The 20,693-nt window shown below is 47.9% G+C and carries 23 protein-coding genes; 7 read left to right on the top strand and 16 right to left on the bottom strand.

Translation table 11 applies throughout. The features are described 5' to 3' along the window. Window positions 1-209 precede the first annotated feature (209 nt). A complete protein-coding gene (locus tag ACAN54_RS19785) occupies window positions 210-1,901 on the top strand; it encodes a CPBP family intramembrane glutamic endopeptidase (protein ID WP_379159195.1) in 1,692 nt (563 codons plus the stop codon). Window positions 1,902-1,983: 82 nt separating this feature from the next. Here ACAN54_RS19785 and uvrC read toward each other — a convergent pair whose 3' ends face one another. Together uvrC and trxA are read right to left on the bottom strand one after the other, a co-directional pair. Next, window positions 1,984-4,041: an excinuclease ABC subunit UvrC gene (uvrC, locus tag ACAN54_RS19780; protein WP_379159192.1), complete on the bottom strand. Its 2,058-nt coding sequence runs from the start codon at window positions 4,039-4,041 to the stop codon at window positions 1,984-1,986. Between the two features lie 222 nt (window positions 4,042-4,263). Next, complete coding sequence (gene trxA, locus ACAN54_RS19775) at window positions 4,264-4,581, bottom strand: thioredoxin (RefSeq protein ID WP_036701616.1); 318 nt, start codon at window positions 4,579-4,581, stop codon at window positions 4,264-4,266. Window positions 4,582-4,936: 355 nt separating this feature from the next. On the opposite strand from trxA, the gene ACAN54_RS19770 reads away from it, so the two are divergent. Beyond that, window positions 4,937-5,092, top strand: a complete 156-nt coding sequence (locus ACAN54_RS19770; RefSeq protein WP_379159188.1) for a YqzM family protein — start codon at window positions 4,937-4,939, stop codon at window positions 5,090-5,092. A 157-nt stretch (window positions 5,093-5,249) separates the two neighbouring features. Here ACAN54_RS19770 and dnaI read toward each other — a convergent pair whose 3' ends face one another. The 3 genes from dnaI to ACAN54_RS19755 form a co-directional block, all read right to left on the bottom strand. Next, a complete protein-coding gene (gene dnaI / locus ACAN54_RS19765) occupies window positions 5,250-6,206 on the bottom strand; it encodes a primosomal protein DnaI (RefSeq protein WP_379159185.1) in 957 nt (318 codons plus the stop codon). A gap of 18 nt (window positions 6,207-6,224) precedes the next feature. Further along, window positions 6,225-7,769 carry a replication initiation and membrane attachment family protein gene (locus ACAN54_RS19760; RefSeq protein WP_379159182.1) on the bottom strand — a complete coding sequence of 515 codons (1,545 nt, stop codon included), beginning with the start codon at window positions 7,767-7,769 and terminating at the stop codon, window positions 6,225-6,227. A 265-nt stretch (window positions 7,770-8,034) separates the two neighbouring features. After that, window positions 8,035-8,331: a YuiB family protein gene (locus ACAN54_RS19755; protein ID WP_379159178.1), complete on the bottom strand. Its 297-nt coding sequence runs from the start codon at window positions 8,329-8,331 to the stop codon at window positions 8,035-8,037. 221 nt (window positions 8,332-8,552) lie between these two features. Between ACAN54_RS19755 and hemQ the strand changes: the two genes are divergently transcribed. After that, on the top strand, window positions 8,553-9,311 hold the full coding sequence (gene hemQ / locus ACAN54_RS19750) for a hydrogen peroxide-dependent heme synthase (RefSeq protein ID WP_379159175.1): 759 nt from the start codon (window positions 8,553-8,555) through the stop codon (window positions 9,309-9,311). Between the two features lie 182 nt (window positions 9,312-9,493). Here the strand turns inward: hemQ and ACAN54_RS19745 are convergent, their stop codons facing one another. Together ACAN54_RS19745 and ACAN54_RS19740 are read right to left on the bottom strand one after the other, a co-directional pair. Beyond that, complete coding sequence (locus ACAN54_RS19745) at window positions 9,494-9,772, bottom strand: hypothetical protein (protein ID WP_379159172.1); 279 nt, start codon at window positions 9,770-9,772, stop codon at window positions 9,494-9,496. Between the two features lies 1 nt (window position 9,773). After that, window positions 9,774-10,967, bottom strand: coding sequence for an NAD(P)/FAD-dependent oxidoreductase (locus ACAN54_RS19740; protein WP_379159169.1), 1,194 nt, complete (start codon window positions 10,965-10,967; stop codon window positions 9,774-9,776). A 322-nt stretch (window positions 10,968-11,289) separates the two neighbouring features. Between ACAN54_RS19740 and ACAN54_RS19735 the strand changes: the two genes are divergently transcribed. After that, window positions 11,290-12,264 carry an NAD(P)/FAD-dependent oxidoreductase gene (locus tag ACAN54_RS19735; protein ID WP_379159874.1) on the top strand — a complete coding sequence of 325 codons (975 nt, stop codon included), beginning with the start codon at window positions 11,290-11,292 and terminating at the stop codon, window positions 12,262-12,264. Between the two features lie 137 nt (window positions 12,265-12,401). Here ACAN54_RS19735 and ACAN54_RS19730 read toward each other — a convergent pair whose 3' ends face one another. After that, complete coding sequence (locus ACAN54_RS19730; protein WP_042217282.1) at window positions 12,402-12,545, bottom strand: sporulation histidine kinase inhibitor Sda; 144 nt, start codon at window positions 12,543-12,545, stop codon at window positions 12,402-12,404. Between the two features lie 326 nt (window positions 12,546-12,871). Then, window positions 12,872-13,534 carry a YheC/YheD family protein gene (locus tag ACAN54_RS19725; protein WP_379159165.1) on the bottom strand — a complete coding sequence of 221 codons (663 nt, stop codon included), beginning with the start codon at window positions 13,532-13,534 and terminating at the stop codon, window positions 12,872-12,874. A 338-nt stretch (window positions 13,535-13,872) separates the two neighbouring features. On the opposite strand from ACAN54_RS19725, the gene ACAN54_RS19720 reads away from it, so the two are divergent. Then, window positions 13,873-14,214: a DUF805 domain-containing protein gene (locus ACAN54_RS19720; protein ID WP_379159162.1), complete on the top strand. Its 342-nt coding sequence runs from the start codon at window positions 13,873-13,875 to the stop codon at window positions 14,212-14,214. Between the two features lie 76 nt (window positions 14,215-14,290). Continuing rightward, on the top strand, window positions 14,291-14,500 hold the full coding sequence (locus tag ACAN54_RS19715) for a hypothetical protein (protein WP_379159159.1): 210 nt from the start codon (window positions 14,291-14,293) through the stop codon (window positions 14,498-14,500). Between the two features lie 156 nt (window positions 14,501-14,656). On the opposite strand, the gene ACAN54_RS19710 is transcribed toward ACAN54_RS19715, so the two are convergent. The 7 genes from ACAN54_RS19710 to ACAN54_RS19680 form a co-directional block, all read right to left on the bottom strand. Beyond that, window positions 14,657-15,196, bottom strand: a complete 540-nt coding sequence (locus ACAN54_RS19710; protein ID WP_379159156.1) for a GNAT family N-acetyltransferase — start codon at window positions 15,194-15,196, stop codon at window positions 14,657-14,659. A gap of 33 nt (window positions 15,197-15,229) precedes the next feature. After that, window positions 15,230-15,913, bottom strand: a complete 684-nt coding sequence (locus ACAN54_RS19705) for a hypothetical protein (RefSeq protein ID WP_379159153.1) — start codon at window positions 15,911-15,913, stop codon at window positions 15,230-15,232. Between the two features lie 34 nt (window positions 15,914-15,947). Then, window positions 15,948-16,676, bottom strand: a complete 729-nt coding sequence (locus ACAN54_RS19700) for a class I SAM-dependent methyltransferase (RefSeq protein ID WP_379159150.1) — start codon at window positions 16,674-16,676, stop codon at window positions 15,948-15,950. A gap of 40 nt (window positions 16,677-16,716) precedes the next feature. Next, window positions 16,717-17,259 carry a DMP19 family protein gene (locus ACAN54_RS19695; protein WP_379159147.1) on the bottom strand — a complete coding sequence of 181 codons (543 nt, stop codon included), beginning with the start codon at window positions 17,257-17,259 and terminating at the stop codon, window positions 16,717-16,719. A gap of 153 nt (window positions 17,260-17,412) precedes the next feature. Continuing rightward, window positions 17,413-18,048 carry a hypothetical protein gene (locus ACAN54_RS19690; RefSeq protein ID WP_379159144.1) on the bottom strand — a complete coding sequence of 212 codons (636 nt, stop codon included), beginning with the start codon at window positions 18,046-18,048 and terminating at the stop codon, window positions 17,413-17,415. 96 nt (window positions 18,049-18,144) lie between these two features. Beyond that, a complete protein-coding gene (locus ACAN54_RS19685; protein ID WP_379159141.1) occupies window positions 18,145-18,573 on the bottom strand; it encodes a GNAT family N-acetyltransferase in 429 nt (142 codons plus the stop codon). Window positions 18,574-18,877: 304 nt separating this feature from the next. Beyond that, entirely contained in the window at window positions 18,878-19,237 is a 360-nt protein-coding gene (locus ACAN54_RS19680) for a HesB/IscA family protein (RefSeq protein ID WP_379159138.1), read from the bottom strand. Between the two features lie 340 nt (window positions 19,238-19,577). Between ACAN54_RS19680 and mqnE the strand changes: the two genes are divergently transcribed. Beyond that, entirely contained in the window at window positions 19,578-20,684 is a 1,107-nt protein-coding gene (gene mqnE, locus ACAN54_RS19675; protein ID WP_379159135.1) for an aminofutalosine synthase MqnE, read from the top strand. The last annotated feature ends 9 nt before the right edge of the window (window positions 20,685-20,693 follow it).

Here is a 20,693-nt window from a genome sequence, read left to right as displayed (position 1 = left end):
CAAATTATAATCGTTATTCCCCAACTTCACAAAGGTTCATTTTATATCAGGAGTTCTAAAGCCCCCAAAAGAAAGCCTTACAGACATAACAAGCATAAGCTAGGCTCTCTTCACGTAAAAAGATAATACAGTATTTTTTTGTAAAAGGCCTGCCAGTAATACTATAATGAAAAATAACAGCATTATTTATATCCACAAGGAGGCGTTTCATGAATTCCGTCGGCCAGCCCCTACAGCAGCGGCCCCTTACTACCAGACTCATTCTTGCAGGTATTATCGGTCTCATCGTGTTCATTATGTTCCAGATCGCCCCCCAGCTCCTCGGGAACGGTGAGTCTGACACCACCCCCATCAGCAAGAATGAGGCCCGCGAGCAAGCCGCCGTATTCGCAGCCAAGCAGCTTGGCCACCAGGAATCCACAGGGGAAGAGTGGGCAGTAAGCTACCGGACCGACTCTTCCTTCTACGGCTATATGTCCCGGGAAAAGCTTTTGGAGCAATACTCCAAAGAGAAGCTGGATCAGCGTTATCCGTTTGATGTCTTTCATGCCGTACTGTATGCCCCCGGCGAAGCCATTCCCATTTTGTCGGTGGATCTCAATATGTATACCGGCAAAGTCGTAGGCTTCGGACGCGGAGAAGATTCCGGCTTCAGCACGAACACGGAAAAGACAGTTGCTGCCGCTCTTTCCGGCAATGTAAGTACAGCCAGCGAGCAGGAGCTTTCGCTCGAGCAGAAGGAGAACCTCGCAAGCCCATGGCTTCAGTCTTGGGGAGCTAATCCCTCCAAGCTGCAAATCCAAGCCGGCAGTGACAATTATGACCTGATCTATACCGACAGCTCCGTTAAGATTGGAGAATCGCAGCTGGAATACCGCTTCAAATTCCAGCAGGAGCAAATCTCGTATTTCCGGGCTGGATTTTCAGCTCCCGCCTGGCATATCAACTATGTCAAAGATCAAACATCCCTGGCCACTTGGCTGACCGGGCTCGGCTACGGTGTACCCACACTGGCACTAGGCATTCTGGCTTTGATCTACAGCATTCTGCGCAGAGGGCACACTTCGTTCAAGCGGGGGATTTTCCTCAGCTCCGCCCATTTTGTAATCATGCTGGTCAGCACCTATAATATGCTTCCGGAGGCTAGTGGAGACAGCTTGCAGAGCCGTTTAACGGCGATTATTACGCTCATCTTCTATATTTTCTATAGTCTGCTTATGTCTCTGATGCTCTACTTCTCGCTGGTCGGAGGAAATGGCCTCTGGCGAAAAGAAGAAAGTCTGAACCCCTGGCCGCGAGCCAAAGAACCGGGGTATGGCCGGTATGTGCTAGACAGTATGCGTGCCGGTTATGTCTGGGCTTTTATCCTGCTTGGTGTGCAGACGATCATGTTCATTATTCTGTCGTATACACTGCATAACTGGTCAACTACAGATGCCAGCCAGTCTCCTTACAATATGAGATATGCCTGGCTGCTGCCCATTGTAGCCTGGCTTGCCGGGTTGTCCGAAGAAGCCATCTACCGCCTGTTTGGTATACGCATGGTTAAAAAAATCGTCCGCAGCACCTTTCTCGCCTCTCTGATCACCACACTGGTCTGGGCGTTCGGACATACCCTGTATCCGATCTATCCCATCAGCTCACGGCCGATTGAGCTGACTGTAATCGGCCTGCTGTTCAGTTACATTTTCCTGCGCTATGGCTTTATTGCGGCCATGTTCAGCCATGTAGTGTTTGACAGCATCCTGATGGGCGCCACCCTGATCTTCATGAAGGAACCCGTAAATATCAGTGCTGGTATTGTCACCATTGTGCTGCCCTTCATCGTGGGTTATATCGTGTACCGATTCAATCCGCCCCGCAAAGCGGAATATGCAGAGCCTGTTAATCCAGTAGTCTAACTCAAAAAGCACAAGAAACGGCTGAGCCTCCTTTGTTAAGGAAAGCTCAGCCGTTTCTGCTTCATAATATTATTATAGTTCATTATAATGACGGTTCTTCATCCTTGAGCGCATCCAGGATCTGTGCAGCCAGCTTGTCGCCGATCGACAGCGGGCGGAAGTCCTCGATAGTGGCCTCCTTGATTTTTTTGAGGGAGCCAAAATGCTTCAAGAGCAGCTTGCGCCGCTTCTCCCCGATGCCCGGAATGGAGTCCAGCTTCGAGGTCACCATCGATTTGCCGCGCTGTTCGCGGTGGAACGTAATCGCAAACCTATGAACCTCATCCTGAATACGCTGCAGCAGATAGAATTCCTGGCTGTCCCGCGCGAGACTCACCGGTTCGCCGGAATCTCCAACCAGCAGCTGCGCTGTTCTGTGTTTGTCGTCCTTCACGAGACCGCAGACCGGGATGTACAGCCCCAGCTCATTCTGCAGAATATCAATGGCGGATGAGATCTGCCCTTTCCCTCCATCGACCACAATCAGATCCGGCTGCGGCAGGTTCTCCTTCAGCACGCGTTCGTAGCGGCGGCGGATCACCTCACGCATCGTTTCGTAATCATCCGGTCCCTGTACTGAGCGGACCTTGTATTTGCGGTATTCCTTACGCGCCGGTTTGCCGTCTATAAACACAACCATTGCGGATACCGGGTTGGTTCCCTGAATATTCGAGTTATCAAAAGCCTCAATCCGGCTAAGCGAATCCAGTCCCAGGCTCTGGCCCAGACTGCTGGCTGCGCCGGAAGTACGTTCCTCATCCCGCTCGATCAGGCGGAACTTCTCATCCAGTGCCACCCGGCCATTCTGGCAAGCCATCCCGACCATTTGCTTCTTCAGGCCGCGCTGAGGCACCAGCACCTTGACGCCGAGCCATTCCTGCAGCGCAGCTGCGCCGCCAGCCGCATCGACAGTTCCCTCCGCAGCCGCTTCAGACTCATGTTCTGCAGCGTCCAAGGCTGCTTTTGCCACAGTATCACCTTTATCGGATTCCACGGCTTCTCCAACTGACATGCTTTCGGCAGTCTCTCCGGCAGCCCCGGCCTCCATGGCATCTTCGGCAGCCAGCTCCGCCATAGTATCCGGCGCATCTTCAGCGTCTGCCTCTTCAGCCTCACCGCTAACAGCCAGTTGCAGCTTGCCTGACTTATCGGCGCCTTCAAGCACAGTATCCGGCAGCAGGATCTCCTGCGGCAGTGCCGGGTTCTCACTATAATACTGCGTCACATAGGAGATGAAATCACTGTACGCTTCCCCATAGAATGGGAATACGGAGGAGTGGCGCTGGATCATTTTCCCCTGCCGCATGTACAGGATCTGCACGCACATCCAGCCCTTGTCCACAGCATACCCGAATACATCGCGGTCTTTGGTGTCCGCCGTGTTGATCTTCTGCTTCTCCATCAGGGCATCAATGTGGATGATCTGGTCGCGAAGCTCCTTGGCCCGTTCGAAATAAAGTTCCTCTGCAGCTTCCTGCATCTTCTTCTGAAGATCCTTCTTGACCTCGTCATGACCGCCTCCCAAGAAACCGGCAATACTCTGCGTAATCTCCTCGTAAGCAGATTTTGGCACTTCCTTCTCACAGGGCGCCAGACACTGACCCATGTGGTAGTAAAGGCAGACTTCCTTGGGCATCACACCGCATTTACGCAGCGGATACATCCGGTCGAGCAGCTTCTTGGTCTGATGGGCTGCATAGGCATTCGGATACGGGCCGAAATATTTAGCTTTATCCTTAATCACCCGGCGCGTAACCTCCAGGCGCGGATGAGCTTCATTCGTAATTTTCAAATACGGGAACGTCTTGTCGTCCTTCAGAAGCACATTATAGCGCGGCATATGTTCCTTGATCAGATTGCACTCCAGAATGAGTGCCTCCATGTTGCTGGACGTAACGATATATTCAAAGTCGACAATATTGGCGACGAGCCTCTGGGTTTTGCCGTTATGGCTGCCTGTAAAATAAGAGCGGACCCGGTTCTTCAGCACCTTGGCCTTGCCTACATAAATAATAGTGCCCTCTTCATTCTTCATTAGATAGCACCCGGGCAGGTCGGGCAATAGTGCCAGTTTGTTACGGATATTATCCATATAATCCATGATTTCTCCCCCAGCTGTACAACACCGTGATGGCTTAATTTTAAATTATAAGCGACTATGGGTTCAACCCCAAACTAAGAATACAGCTTACTTCTGATCCCAACAGCATCCGTATATTTCAAAAGCGCAGATGTTTCGATCCGACGCACAAAGCGCCTTCGGATAAACCGAAGGCGCTTAGGCGGCAGGGCAGATGCCCCGGGGATTACAACATCATCATTCTTACTGATGTTTAGCTACAATATTCTTAAGAGAATCCTTGGAGTTCAGACCCACAACTTTATCCACTGGTTGGCCGTCTTTGAAGAAGATCAGGGTAGGAATACTCATGACTCCAAAACGGGAAGCCGTTTCCGGATTTTCATCCACGTTCAGCTTGGCAATTTTCACATCGTCACCCAGCTCGGTGGACAATTCCTCCAGAATTGGGGCAAGCATTTTGCAAGGGCCGCACCAAGGTGCCCAGAAATCTACTACTACAGTACCTTGACCTTCAACTTCATTCACAAAGGATTGGTCAGACACGTTCACGATAGCCATGATATTGTTCCTCCTTTAAGTTGTACGAAGCTGCATCCGCTTCTATAACTCATAAGCCTAGTGTGGCGAATTCAGTCCGAAATTATAACGTATAAAATGTTTCATTTAATATGATAACCAGATTCCAGATTACCATTTACCGACACATCCACAGTATAACATATTTATAGTGATTTTGTGTAATCTTTCATAAAATTAAATTGTATAAAATCAAATATTCCACTGCAGTCTTTGCTTTACAACATTCCAGGGACTTCGTATACTTGAGGAAAGCGCATTAATTGTCAATGACTTCTCTCACACGTCTAACTGTAACCCACTAATTGCAGTCATGCAACTGCAAGGAGGAAAAAAGATGGATGTCAACGCACAAGCACGTGATCCGCGGGAGCATGTGAACGAGGAACCACGGAATGATCTGGGCGATTTGATGACTGGTTTCTTCGGAATGACGGGATTTATGACGGTCGTTTTCTTTGGTATGGTAATTATCAAGTTTTTGTCCGAGTAAGCGGACACTCAATCCGGCATGTCCTTCCAGTTAGGGAGGGGGCCGGATTTTTGTTTGCACATACATCTTCTTGATAAAATAAACAGCGGTGCTCCCGGACCTACAGATCCGGGAGCACCGCTGTACTTCTATGGCTGCCGCTAGCACCCATTCATCATTATCTGCTCGTTCCCCGCTGATTCTCCCCGTGAAGCGGAATTACGTCCACAAACGGAGCAATCCGGTCCATCAGGCGCTGGCCTTTGTAGGTTTCTTCACCATCTTTACTTGTGATGCTCAGATGCTTCTCCAGCCCGTCCAGAGGATAGTTTGAAGTGTAAAAGGTTGGCTTGCGGTTCATCCGGTGGTTCAGAATCGCACCCAGCACATGATCACGAGCCCAGGGATTAAGGTTCTCTGCCCCGATATCGTCAAAGATCAGCAGATCACAATTCTTCATTGTATCCACCATTTCTTTGAGCTTCTGATTGTCCATCATAATCAGTTTGAGCTCCTCGATGAAATCCGGCATATATACGATCACGCCGCTGTACCCGGCAATGGCCAGCTCATGCAGCATATAACACATCAGAAATGTTTTGCCTGTTCCAAAGGAGCCCTGCAGATAAATCCCCCGTGAGGTCAGACCATTCTCTTTGGCACTGGCAATATAATCGAATATCTTACTTACGGCAGAGACCCGTCGAGGGTCCTTGCCCATAATGTCAATCTCATCGTATCCGCCGTTGAGCACGCGTTCGTCCACATAAAAGCTGCGGATGCGCTTGCGGATGCTGTCCTGATTATCCTGTGCAATCTTCAGGTTACAGGCTGTCTTCCGTTCATACAGATCTGTCGTACCGTTAACCGTCTCTACGGTAAGTTTGCTGTAATGACCCTGAAAATCATTCGGACACTTCTCCAGACCCGGACAGTTCGCACAGTGGCGGCTTTCTTCTACATATTGGTACAAGCGGCTCAAGTGAAGCCGCAGCCGCGACTCGTCCAGCTCGGGATGCTCGGCCTGAAGCTGCTTCACCAAAGGATGGTTCAGCAGGTTCTGCTCAAGATCACGGGAGCGCTGGCGGAGCGCGGAATTGTTCATCGAACGCAGCACTTCGCCCATAGACTCCATTGCCGCACCTCGCTTTCATTATGGCGTCTTGGATACGCCTTTTTTCTTGCTGGCTTTGATCTCAGCCGCCTTCTTCATCATCGCCGCGAACTCTTCTTCGGATACAGTCCCCGCGCTGCCATCATCCAGCACAATCGGAATCTCCGCTTTGCCGGAACGGCCTCCGGCTTTGTTGTAGCTGCGCTGGCGCGTTCCGCCTGATGCCGTGGACCCTGCAGCGGCACCTTTTCCTTTGACCTTGGTCTGGTCACGGATATACCGGACGGCTTTCTCATAGGTGTTCACCTGTTTGACCAGCATATTCGAAGCAATTGCCTCCACGAAGTTGCGGTTCATCCGCTGATCGCCTCCAGAGGCTACCATGGTCATCAGATAATGGATGAGTACATTAATCACTTCACCGCTCAGCTTATAATTCAGATCAATCTTCTCAAAAGTATCCATTAGCTGTGTAGGCACCGCGCCAGGGAAAAAAGTCTGTAGCAGACGTGTATAAGGCTCATTGCGAAGCATCATATTATATTGGTGAATGTCGCATTTGGACAAGAATTGCGGAGGTACCTCCACATAATATTCCATTTCGACCGACTGCTCCAGTGGTGCGGTAGAATCATCGCCTTCCACGGCAGCCGTAGAGCGTAGAGCTACTACCTTCGCTGCGGCAATCTCCCGCTTCTCCTGCCGCTTCATATCCTGGCGGAAATGCTGGCTCGCCTTATACTGCAGTGCATCCAGAATTACTTCACCATCCGGCGTGAATACTCCGTCTTCATCCAGCAGACGGGATAAGTCCTGCGGGCTAAGCTCATACTTATGAGCCACATAGTTGATCATTCCCATCTGGGTATGGTCAAAACGCAGCTTCTCGACATGAACCCGGTTAACCGACTCGCGCGGAAACCGCAGAATAATATCACTATATCCGATAGCCGGTTCTCCGGTTTCACGCATGCCGGGCTGCTTGACCGATGCTACCTCAGCCAAAGCCTGCTCCAGCTCATAATCGATCACATGGGTATTAAGTTGAAAGATATCATAAAAGGGCAGGGAAATATTTTCTTTACCGATCGACCGGCGGCTCCATTCCTCGGGTTCACGGTTCCAGAACTGTTCGCGCAGTGACAGCACGGCAAATTTACCGATCTTGTCACGGAGCAGCAGTGTTAAATGCTGGGTCGCAAAAAAATCAGCCGGCGACAGCGGCGGCATCAGTTCGTATTCGTACATATAATCATCAGTTTCCGCGACAAAGATCCGGCAGGTTTGCAGCAGTCCCACCGCTTCCAGCCGGGAAGCCTGATCTACTAAATATTTGCGGCCTTTCTCATTCGGTTCCACACCCAGCGTCATGAACAGACGACGCTGCTGCTCTACCGGAGAATAGCCGATTGCTTCAGCCGGAATATGTTCAAACAGCAGACGGTACAGACTGATGGCAAAAGCGCCAACCATCGGCTGGTATACCGAGCCCAGCATACGTGCATCTAGACTGCTTAGACCGAATTCGCGGGAAACGCAGTACCGATGATGTTCGGTGAAATGATGCAGGTTACTCATGCGCATCTGCGGATTACCTCCCTCTTTTTCTACACGAATCCATTTAGATTTCTATTCTATCACAAAACTTCCGCCCGGAAATGTAAAAAAAAGTCCAAATTCAGTGCTTATCCCCCTGATATCGACAGCTTATTATCCATTGCTTCTGCTAGCGGAAAATACGGAAATTCTCTTCTGTTCCCCACTTATATCCATGAAAAAACGGCCTTTCCATCCTTGGGTAAGGACAGTAGCCGCTCTGTATGCGCGCAAAACCCTTCATTAGAACATTTTAGAACATTTTGTAGCCGCCGAGCCTGAGCTTCTGAATCGTCCAGCCGCTGAGCACTGCTCCGGCGAGACCCGCAATGCCAGTGAGGTAATCCACGACATGGAAGGTAGACAGATGTTCCCACAGACTCATCGCGCTCCGGTCCCAGATCGAATAGACGACCACAGGCAGGATCACAATCACAAACAGATAGGCCGGGAACCATGTGGTCTTCATTAACATGTTAAGAATAAAGCCAATGCCAAACATCATCACGAAGAACAAAACGGCCAGAACAAATACAGGAATAAACCCCATCGTACCGCCATCCCCTCTCTCTATAAAGAACCGCACAGCAAACCTTAATTAATAGTAAGTTTACTAGAAAAAATGTAGCGAAGCAATGAACATTATCTTCATCTCGGCTCTTCACACGACAAATCCAGAAGTTGCGCGTTTGCTCTGCCTGCCCGCATGCGATACAATGCAAATAGATTAAGCGGATGTACATATAAACTTATGCCAAGGAGTGAGAATACATGAACGAAGCCGCGTTGACTCTGGAAGGCTGGTATGCCCTTCATGACTTCCGCACTTTGAACTGGACGGCCTGGACGGCTGCCGATGATGAAGAACGGGCTGTCGCCCTGGAAGAACTGCATACCTTTATGCAGGAGTGGGGTCCAGTTGAGGAAGCCAAGGAAGGAAGCACCACAGTGTACTCCATTGTCGGCCAGAAGGCTGATTTCGTGATGATGTTCCTGCGGGAAAGCCTGGAAGCGCTGAACCAGCTTGAGACCGCTTTTAACAAAATCGCCTTTGCCCAATACACCAGCAAGTCCTATTCCTATGTCAGTATCGTTGAGCTCAGCAATTATGCTGCTGGCGGAAGCGCCGGAGATGGCAGTGATCCTATGCTGAATCCGCATGTTGCCGCCCGCTTGAAGCCTGTTCTGCCGCAAATGAAGCATATCTGCTTCTACCCGATGAACAAAAAACGCGAGCTTGCCGACAACTGGTATATGCTCGATATGGAGAAGCGCCGCGAGCTGATGTATTCGCACGGATTAATCGGCCGTGGATATGCCGGCAAAGTGAAGCAGATCATTACCGGCTCCGTCGGGTTCGACGACTGGGAATGGGGAGTCACTCTGTTTGCCGACGATGCCCTGCAGTTCAAGAAGCTGGTCTATGAGATGCGCTTTGATGAGGTCAGTGCCCGCTACGGCGAATTCGGCCCATTCTATGTCGGCAATCTGCTGACACCGGACAGCTTTGAAGAAATGCTGAAGCTGTAGCAGCAGAGAATATACGAGAGTGCATAAAGGGAAGGTTGCCCAGAGAGGCGACCTTCCCTTTATTTGGTTTTCTACTATAGTGGCAAGAAACGCAAATAGACCGCCCCTCGGTAAAGGAATGCGGTCTATCGGTGGTGTCCTGTTTGTTGAGGACTCCCGCTTTTAAAAGCGGCTATTGCACATCATGAGGATAGATCTTTGTCGTTATCCTCTTCATCGTCTTCGTCCTCTTCACGCAGACTCTCCAGATATTCCGCCGTAGCCCGGTCGCGGGCCCGGCCTTTATCCTTAAGGCGTTCAATCGCCGGGAGAATGAGGATGTCGATTTCCTTCTGGACATTGTAAGCGAGATCGTAACGGCTCTGGTCCTCCAGATACGATCCCACCTCGATTAGACCATTGTACCGGTCCAGCTCCTCACGCGTCAGCAGTCCGCGAACTTGCACGCTGCAGTGGCGCATCTTAGAGGAATCTTCCTTTTTTCAGGACCAGCGGAATGCCGCCGATAATGAACAGATAACGCATATCCACAACCTTCTTCAGTTGCGCTGCTGTCCAGCCCTTATATGTTTTGTTGCCAACAACGGCGATCCCCTGGCCTTTGCCCAGAGAAGCTACAGTACCTTTGTTGCTGAAGGCAAACTTTCTCGGCTGCTGGCCCCGAATTGCAGCAACCAGATTATGTGCGCAGCATTCCCCCTGCTGCATGGCAATCTGTGCCGTCGGAGGGTAGGGACGTCCTTCCGGATTAATCATCAAGGAACCATCGCCGATAATAAATATGTTCTCATGTCCTGGAGAGCGCAGATACTCGTCCACCTTTACCCGTCCGCGCATGGCCTCAAATCCTGCCGCTTCAATCAGGCGGTTACCACGGATGCCGCCAGTCCAGACAATGGTCGAAGCTTTGATCTCTTCACCAGTGGCGAGAATAACGCCGCCCGGCAGGCACTCCTTGATAGCTACACCGATCTTGAAGGTCACGCCTTTCTTCGTCAGCACCGTCATCGCATGCTCAACCAATTCAGGCGCAAAGCCCGGCAATGCCGTAGGAGCTGCCTCCACATTATAGATATTGACCATGCTTGGATCTACATCATATTCCTTGCACAGCGCCGGAATACGGTCTGCCAGTTCAGCGACAAATTCAATACCACTGAAGCCTGCACCGCCCACAACGAAATTAATATGCTCCTGTGCATTGTTCTCATTCTTGTATTTTGCAAATTGATATTCAATATGTTCACGGATCAAACGCACGGAATTGATGCTGCGGATGGTCAGTGCATATTTATCCAGTCCCGGAATTCCGAAGGTTTCAGGTTCCCCTCCCAGTGCGATTACGAGGTAGTCATAGGACAGCGTACCATCTTCCAGAATTACCTTTTTTTGCTGGGTACGGATTTCCTGTACTGAAGATTTAACGAGATCAATTTTGAATTCATCAATTAATTTGGAAATCGATACCCGGGTATGCTCAATGCTGTCTGTGCCCGCAGCAGGCATATGCAGATGGGTAGTGAAATAGTGATACTCATGGCGGTTCACCAGTGTTACATCTGCTTCATTATAGTTCAAAGCTTTCTGCAGCCGCTGCGCGGTCAAAATACCTCCATACCCCGCGCCTAGGATAACTATTTTGGGAATACTGCTCATGTTCCGGCTCCTTCCAACAGGTGAATCTGTCTATGTGTTATTTTTTGTAAAAAAATTCGGTTTATTTTGTGAATTTATACACTTAAATTCAGGAGAATTTCCAATTAAACTTAAAGGATTTCTAAAATAACCATATCCATTGTAAACCTTAGTATCGTTTTAATCAAATATAATCATGCAACAAAATGTCACATTTTTCATCATAAATCAAGCCTTTGCAGGTCGGTGTTACAATGTTTATAATGTTAGTTAAGCCAGTGTGGCAATTTGAAACTATCAACTCGGAGGTGTAATATTCGTGACACAAGAGCAATCCGTTCCTATGAGCGATCTTTTGATCATAGGAGGCGGTCCGGCCGGAATGTTTGCCGCTTTTTATGGCGGGATGCGTCAGGCATCGGTAACCCTTATTGAAAGTATGCCCCAACTGGGGGGGCAGCTTGCTGCTCTTTATCCTGAAAAATATATTTATGACGTGGCCGGCTTTCCAAAAGTCACCGCGCAAGAGCTGGTAGATAACCTTTCCCGCCAAATGGAGCTGTTTCAGTCCGATATCCGGCTGGAGGAGAAGGTCGTTTCGCTTGTTAAGCAGGATGAACGCCATTTCATCATCACTACCGACAAAGCAGAGTATCACAGTAAAGCAGTGATCATTACCGCAGGAGTTGGCGCCTTTGAACCGCGCCGTCTGGAACTACCGGAAGCCGCGCGTTTTGAGAGAGCCAACCTGCACTATTTTATAAGCGATCTGAATGCGTTCAAAGGGAAAAAGGTGCTAATCAGCGGCGGCGGCGACTCAGCTGTGGATTGGGCGCTGATGCTGGAACCGATCGCTGAAGAAGTAACCCTGATTCACCGGCGGGATAAATTCCGCGCCCATGAGCACAGTGTTGAGAACCTCATGGCCTCTAAGGTCAATGTAATCACTCCTTCTGAGATCACCGAGCTGCACGGGGAAGAATTCATTACAAAAGTTACTTTGTCCCACATCAAAACCAAAGAGACACAAGAACTTGAAGTAGACAGCGTAATCGTCAATTTCGGCTTTGTTTCCTCGCTGGGACCGATTGCCGAGTGGGGGATCGACATTGACAGCAATTCGATCGTAGTCGATTCCCGCATGGAGACCAGCATTCCAGGGATCTTTGCTGCCGGTGATATCACCACCTATCCCGGCAAGCTGAAGCTTATCGCTGTAGGGTTTGGAGAAGCACCGACCGCAGTGAACAATGCCAAGGTCTACCTTGACCCGGAAGCCAAGCTGTCGCCAGGACACAGTAGTAATCTCAAGCTGTAACTGAACAAACACTTTAGTATGGATCTAAATAAAAGGGTATCCTTTCAGGTTGATTGCACTTCAACATGAAAAGATACCCTATTTTGTGCTGCTTGCGGTTTAATTGATAGATTAGCTGCAAAGGTGTGCTCTGAACGTTAGTGAAGAACCGCATGAACTGGAGAGTGTAAGTTCCGTTTGCGAATTTCAGCGAGCAGCAGAGCGATGAAATCATGCTCTAATTGCAGTTCTATTGCTCTATGGTACGAGTCCAAGAGCATCTCATCCGACAATTCAACCATAACGTTCACCTACCTTTCCTTTATTTGGATCTGAATCTATCATAGCAAACTATCATTTTTCGAACAAGCGTTCCCACTATCCACAAGTGACTGTGGAAATCCTGTGTATAATATGTGAGTAAGGGCACAGATGTCATTCACTGCACAGTGGACTTTGGGGATAAGAGTTATACACAGGTCCCAACCGCATGAATTTCATCTGAAATTTTTTTACAATGTTCATAATTCCGTGGAAATTTTTATCATATATTACCTCAAGAATCACACAACTAAACGCAATTCTATCGCATTACTATATTTATCGTCAATTCTTAAAAATTGCTTAATCATTTCGGTCGGGTATTCACTTCCAGAATCCATATTTTTCCGCGCTGATCAACGGCATAATCAAAGCCGAGTTCGCCAATCCCAGGAAAATGGCGTTCCAGCACTTCAATACAGATCAGAGTCAGACGGCGCATCTCTGCTTTTTTGGCAGAAGTCCTAACCCGCGGCAAGGATCTTCTTAATCCTTCACGGCAGCTTAGCATTGTGCCCCCTTTACAAAGATTCGTCACGAATAGCCCAGGGCGGGCCAATCTGCCTACCATAGCGCGATACTCCCAATGTTCTCCGTTCTTCACCACCTTGACCCGATAATCAATTGGCCGTCCATCAATCCGGGCGAGTGAGATGCACTGCTGTATTAAATATCTGCGTTTGACCTTAAATATGTCGAGTGCGCGTTTCATTGAAGAGAAATCCCGATACATTCGTGTGTTGTGCATATGTGTGAAGCCATATCCCCGGCTGCCCCGGAACACTTTGATCACTCCGTAGCCCCCACCGCCGACCACGGGTTTTATTACGACAGCACCGTATTTACCCAGCATCCTTAACAATCCAGCAGCGCTATATTCCATCGTTCTCGGAATGTAACCGGCAATCCGCGGATCACTGAGCAGTGCCGCGGTTTTCAGCCACTTGCTGGCCAGTTGTCTTCCCGCCATTGTTCTCCCACTCCTTTCGCATTCCCAGCCTACCCTATACTTTACTCAGAAAAGCTTCCGCCCTCCTGTATGATTGTCCGTGTAAGCAGGTGCACACGGCAAAAAAGGGCATATAGCCGCGGGGCTTTATGTCCTGGTATATCCATTATCGGGCTGCGCCGTATACCGCAGATTTTGACAAGGCCTGCTTACGACAATCGACGGCAATCGCTATTGTAATCAGGGATGCATAAAATGTCGAATAATCTGGCAAGGATGGGGTATCCGCCTAATAACTTGATTATACTGTGCCGATAAAAAATGAATACATATACATAACAACATTGGGAGTTGGTCGAATGCAGTGGTACATAAAAGCAATAAAAAATTACAGAGGATTCACAGGGAGGGCAACCCGGACAGAGTATTGGATGTTTTTTCTGATTAATGTCATCTTCTTCACCGGTTTGGGGTTCCTGCAAGAGATGCTTGGAATCATTCACCTGCTGACCCCGCTCTATTCACTCGCCATGTTTCTACCGTCCCTGGCCGTTCTATTACGAAGACTTCATGACTCCGGAAAGAGCGGCTGGTGGGTTCTGCTCGGCTTGCTTCCCATGGTAGGTTTCATTGTGTTAACTGTATTTGCTTGTCTGCCAAGCGAAGGCAATAATAGATACGGGTCAAGTTTGAGTTATTAGTCCTGTGAACCCAGACATTTTCCGCTGGCATATCCTTAAAATTCATTGTATTATGGCGTGGAGGGGAGGACTCTTCATGGCAGAGCTTTTTGAAGTGCTGTACTGGCTGGCAATGGTGGGTATGACAATCGTTCTGGCGGGAACCACGATTCTGGTCGGGGCACTGGGCTTCAAATTTATCAAGGACCGCCGCAGCGCCCTGGGCGCAGGCTGTATTACCTTTTCTCTGGCTTCCGCCGCGCTGGTCATCTTTATGATTAATTTTAAATTCATAATTCCTGCTTGATTGAAGGACTCTATTATGTTCATGATCTTGCCTGTTCCGCCCTGTCACAGAGTATTTTCTGTACAGGGTTTTTATTATACTCTATGAAAAAAAGAACGGACGGATTGTGCAGATGGACAGCTTGATTCGCTGATTAATTTTCCGGTATGAACCGCCTCATCTCTTACGATCATATTCCGGCTTCAAAATCGAATAGAGATAAGAGTCTTGCCATTTGCCTTTGTACCACATGTGTTCACGCAAATGTCCCTCGTACGCCATGCCAAGCTTCTGCATCACTTTAGCCGAACCCACATTCTCCGGACGGCAAGTAGCGTATATACGGTGAAGTTCGAGTTCCCGAAAACCAAAATCAAGCACAGCTTCAGCTGCCTCAGTGGTATATCCCTTTCTCCAAAACAACGGATTGAAGCAATAGCCAATTTCCCCTTGTCTTGATTCACTAACGTGAATACCGCAGCCGCCGATCAGCTGACGTGTCTGTTTGAGAACTACGGCAAATTCAAAATCTCGCCGCAGACTCTGACGTTGCATTTCCATGGTCAGATTTAGATAACTTCCAGTGTCCTCTTCCGAGTTCGGTCCCCATATCATATATTTCGCGACCAGAGGATCTGAGGCGTAGGCATGCACTGCTTTCATATCTTCTAAGGTAAATTCACGAATGATAAGCCGTTTGGTTTCTAATAGAGTCATGAGGTTTCCTTCCTTCGGTAGTTAGATTACAACTTATTGAATAGTTAAACTTTTAAGTATTTTGTCATATACATTGAAGTCACTTTCCTTAAATCTGCTTCTATCCACAAAAAAATGTATGGTCACAAAATCCGAACCTTTATGAAGAATTGCCAGCCTGCCCACATTTCCTTCATCTTTATAGTTGATAACCTTGGCTTCCACATTGCTGATTTTAGCATCCACTTCACTGGTAACCGTGAGGTTGTTATATTCACCTTTCAATAGACTCTTGGAATAGTCTTCCAAGGAGATTCCGTTCTGCACAGCCAAATCCATATCAATCCCCATATAATAATTACTTACGACTATCCGTGAAGATGTCAGGTACGAATAATTCCAATTCCCATTCACTATGACCTGATATAAGTTCGGAGACTCCAAACTGCTGATATTTATGTAACGGGGACCGCCAATAGTTACTTTATTATTCGCATTATCATATTTCAGAGTTGAGTCCAGTCCAAAATAATCAGTCATGCTTTTAACCGACAAATAAAGTGCGCCGTCATACTTCAAGGCTTTTACGGAATCTGCCGGCTGTCCATTTAATTCAACTTTCATGGAAGGATAGAAGTAAGCTTTCACCTCCTTATACTGTGTCGCTGCAAAGACTCCAACAGCATTTCCTGTTAAAAAAATACTAGCAATAATCGCGATTCCAAGCTTCTTTTTCATTCTTCACACTCCTTAATTTTGCCTGCATCTACCGTTATTCCTTCGGGTGTTTCCTCCATAGGCTTGTCCATAAAAAAGGAACACCGAACACCTCGTCATTCTCCGCAGATTCCTTCATCAATCGGCACTCCACCAGCTCAAAATATCCGCCTAAGATTTCATTTAATTTCTCTGGGCTGTATGCTTGCCCGCCATGCATGCTTCGATCCCGGTATACATCCCAGTCACTTAATTCGATAGCTCCACCAATTTCCGCAAACCCGGGAGCAAAGCAAGTTAATCCAAAATATCCTCCGTTCTTCAGCGCCTGATGAATCATCTCAATATATCCAATGCGCCGATGGGGCCACAGATGATGAAGACAGCCTGCATCATAGACCAGATCATATTCAGACTCCGGAGAAAGTTCAAAGACCGATCCGCAGATAAAGTTCACTTCAATATTCTTTTCAGCAGCACGTTCCTTCGCCCAGGCAATGGCTTTTTCCGAAAGATCTATCGCATCGACATCAAAACCATGAAGCGCGGCATAAAGCGCATTTCGTCCAGGCCCACACCCCAATTCCAGCATACGTCCACCCTGTAATGTCCCCGATTCCACATATGACACCAAATTTTCATCCGGCTTATCTGCAAAAAAGGGAACCCCCTTCGTTCTGTCACCATAGAAATTGTTCCAAAACGGGGCGGGCTCCCTCATTAACGAATCTAGCATGTGGAGTAAGTCTTCATTGCTTTTAATCGTTTCCGGCATTTTGCGCATCTCCTGTATTAGTTATTTGCTTCTCTACAGCTACACGGAATTACCAGCTATAATTCTTCAGTTCTTCATCAAGCAGATGCCTGTTCGCCGAAAGATATCCAACCAGGTTATCAAAAATATTGCGGTCAGGTGTGTTCAAATACAATCCCTCGGCCTTGTGCAGTATTCCATCCAGTACTTCTGCATTCAAGGTGTACCGGTCTTGAAAACTGCTGATTTCATACAAGGAGGGAGAGGCTTTTCGCTGAGCTGGAGTGGTATCAAGTTGCTGCTTGATCTGCTCTAAAATCTCCGCATCTTCGGCTGCGCCAATATGCTGTAAAGCTTGAATGGTCTCAAGCAAATATTGGCCGGATGAATTCTCCAGAAAGCCCAGGATACCATTCATCGTGAGTTCCGTATCCAAGTCAATCAGCAGCATAATCTCCCGCAGAAATCCCGGTGATTTCAGCACAGCCTCCCGGGTAGCCGCATACTCCGGCTCATAGATGTTGCTGCATACCGAATCGACAATTTCTTCCGCTGAGAGGGTGGTTGAATCTTTGGGAAACCATTTATTGAGATTCTTATTCGGGTTACTCATCGTCGCTCCTCCATTCAACATATGTACAAGCATCTAGAACAGGAATTATTGATTATTGGGATTTCCATGAATATCACTTCTTAGCTTATTTTCAATTCCCTTTCGATAAGGCGATAGGAATGACTGAAATGCTTCCCTTCATTTAGATACTCCTCAAACACCCAGTCTTTTCTCCAACAAAACCATATCCGGAAAATGCTCATTCCAATATTCTTTCATAGTACCAAGCACATTGTTTTTTGTGTCCTCAGATAATCCGTCCCCCGAAAAATCCGTTTGGCTCCAGTAAGGATAGCTCAGGAATATATGCTGCCAATTCTCTCTGATCTCACTGTAAAAATCCATAGCATTGTACTCTAGAATATCTCTCCACATAGCCAACTGTTGAGCTGCACTTTGGTTCTCAAAAACAGAAGCCTCCGGGATCAAACCTATGTAATTATCACCGTAGTAGGCATCAACCACTCGAATTGGGCCGACAATATGATGATTGAAGTCGTCCATTTCCTCAGCAGATATCCATAGTTCCAGATGTTGTCTGGCCCCTACCACTTGTTCCTCATACTTATCGATATATGGACTGGCCACGTCAAATTCGGTTACAAACCCGGCATAGCCGGAAAATCGGTCCTTGGTGTTCCATTCGCTCGCGATTTGATCAGCATACGGCTTATTAAGGACAGGATAAAAGATGGGTTGTTCCGGTAATCTGGGAGGAAAGCCGCTTAGCTTTAGATCAAGGATTAATTTCATTTCGGCAAGGCCGACAGGCCGGTACAAGGTTTTCATATGAGTATCTCCTCAGTTTATTTCATCCCAAATGCTCTATTCATATTTAGATCCATCCTTTACTAACAAACCTTAAGTTGTAGCTATCTAGGGTATTCATAATTTTTTAGACATCACTACATCATCTTGTCTTTTGTATTCACTTTTCGTATAGGTTGCGATGGCAGCCTCATTGTCTACACCGGTAATTAATTTAACTTCCCTAACTCCCCGGGCCCGAAGTTCCGCTTCCAGAAAAGAAAGCAATGCTGTGGCGCATCCTCTTCTTCTTGCCTGCTCGCTCACATACATTTCGGTAATTTCTCCATCCAGCTCCTGATAACAAAATGATGTAGAATACCGGCCGCAAGCAAACCCTACCGGGATATCTCCGTTTACGCCCAGTGCGACCAGTTCATTGGATGAACCCAGAGTTTCCTTAACGGTATGCATGTCCATTAGAACTCCGTTAAACTCGTAATTAAGCTTTACAAGGCTTTGCGCATCGTCCGGGGTTGCGAGCCTGATCAAAATTGTATTATCCATACTTATTAAAGATCTCTCCCTTAAAATATACTAATGTAATCTCATACTCCCGAAAAATACCAGTCGCCGATGATTGCTCCACTCAAATTTCCACATTATATATTCGTTACATTCAGTATATCAGCCTAACTAAATACTGGAAATAGCTCCGCCAGAACGCAGTAGAAGGTACAAAAAAGCCCCCAGGTACATGCACCTGAAGGCTTCACTATTGTTAAAGCTATATCCATCGAGAAAAGTAATAGACATCCATTTAGATTTAGGTGGAATTTCTCCACTTATTTCAGCACGGTCCTAACTCAGTTCAGCAAGGCTCAGCCGCTGGCTTGCCCGCATCATCCTTCGTACGGAAGGACGAACCACAGCCGCATGTAGCCGTTGCGTTCGGGTTGTTGATGGTGAAGCCGCCAGTCATACCGGATTCCTCGAAGTCGATCTCGAGGCCGTTCAGGTAACGGATATCGTCTTTGCTTACAACAACCTTCATGCCCTGAACATCCAGATACACGTCCTGCTCACTCTCGTTGTCGTCGAAGCCCATGGCGTAGGAGAAGCCGCTGCATCCGCCTTCAGTTACCCCAAGCCGAAGGAACATATTCGGGGTTTCCTGTTCAGCCAGCATAGTCTTGAGTTGTCCTGCTGCTGATTCACTGATTGTAATCATGGTATCTAACCTCCTGAATTCATAGTCTGTATCGAATGACCTATAGGGCCAAAAGTAATTTTTTATATAAAATTAAGTATACTCCACTATCCCCCTGCCCTCAAGTCCCAACTGAACCTGCCCTTTTATGCTACAGCCTGCCTATCCCCACTCTTCTCAGCGGTTGCCCGCTCCCCTGTGAGAGGTTTATAATAGAAAAAGTGATATGCGTTAAAATTCGGAAAATTGTCACGCTGGCAGCTGACATCGCAGCTTTTTGTAATGGACGGCCACTCCCTAATTTTGTTTAGGAAATCATTCTGCGATGCATTTGCCTCGCCAAACCTTCAGGAGGAATCATATGTCTACTCTTATAACACCCCACACCGACGCCAGAATGGTGAACATCATTGAGAAGGTTCGCGGCGGAGAAAGATTAAATTTGGAAGATGGCGTTTATTTATATGAAAGCAACGATTTACTTACCATCGGTCAATTGGCCAATGAAGTCAATCAGCGCAAGAACGGTAACAAGGTATATTTTATCGAAAATATGAGCCTATATTTCACCAATGTCTGCGAAGCACACTGTGCATTCTGCAATTTCCGCAAGGATGACGGTGAAGAAGGTGCATATACCCTTTCCGGTCAGGAAATGGTGCAATATGTCGAACAGCATATTCATCCCGGAGTGCGTGAGTTCCATATTGTCGGCGGCCATAATGATAAGGTGCCTTTTCAATATTACGTGGACTCGCTTAAGGCCTTGAACGAGGCATTTCCGCAGGTGACTTTGAAGGCCTACACAGCGGCAGAGATCGATTTCTTCACCCGCATCAGCGGACTCAGTATCCGAGAGGTACTGGAGGAGCTGCGTGCAGCCGGACTTCAGTCACTTACAGGCGGTGGAGCCGAAATTCTCTCTGACCAATACCGTAAAAAAATGCGGGTCACCAAAGCCAATGTAGAGGAATATCTGGAGGTTCACCGGACAGCACACCAGCTCGGAATGAAGACCCATACTACGATGCTGTACGGCTCTATCGAGTCCCATGAGGATCGCGTGCGGCATATGCTGCAGATCCGCGATTTACAGGATGAAACAAACGGCTTCATGGTGTTCATTCCCCTGTCGATGCAGCCCAAGAACAAGAACGCCGGAATCATGCGCCGCAACTCGGCCTACGAAGACCTCAAGACGATTGCAATCAGCCGTCTAATGCTGGACAATTTCGACCATATTAAGGCTTACTTCATTAATATTGGAGCACAGCTAACCCAGGTTGCACTCAGCTTTGGCGCTTCCGATGTACACGGTACCATACTGAAAGAACGTATCAGCCACGCGGCTGGGGCCTTGACTCCAGAGGGATTGACCCGCGAAGAGCTGATCTGGCTGGTGAAGGGCGCCGGCAAGATTCCGGTTGAACGGGATACCTTCTACAACGAGATTAAGGTATACGAATAACTGCAAGCC

This window comes from Paenibacillus diazotrophicus (genome assembly GCF_042610465.1).
Note: the sequence above shows the minus strand (reverse complement) of the source record. Positions and strands in the feature narration are given on the sequence as shown.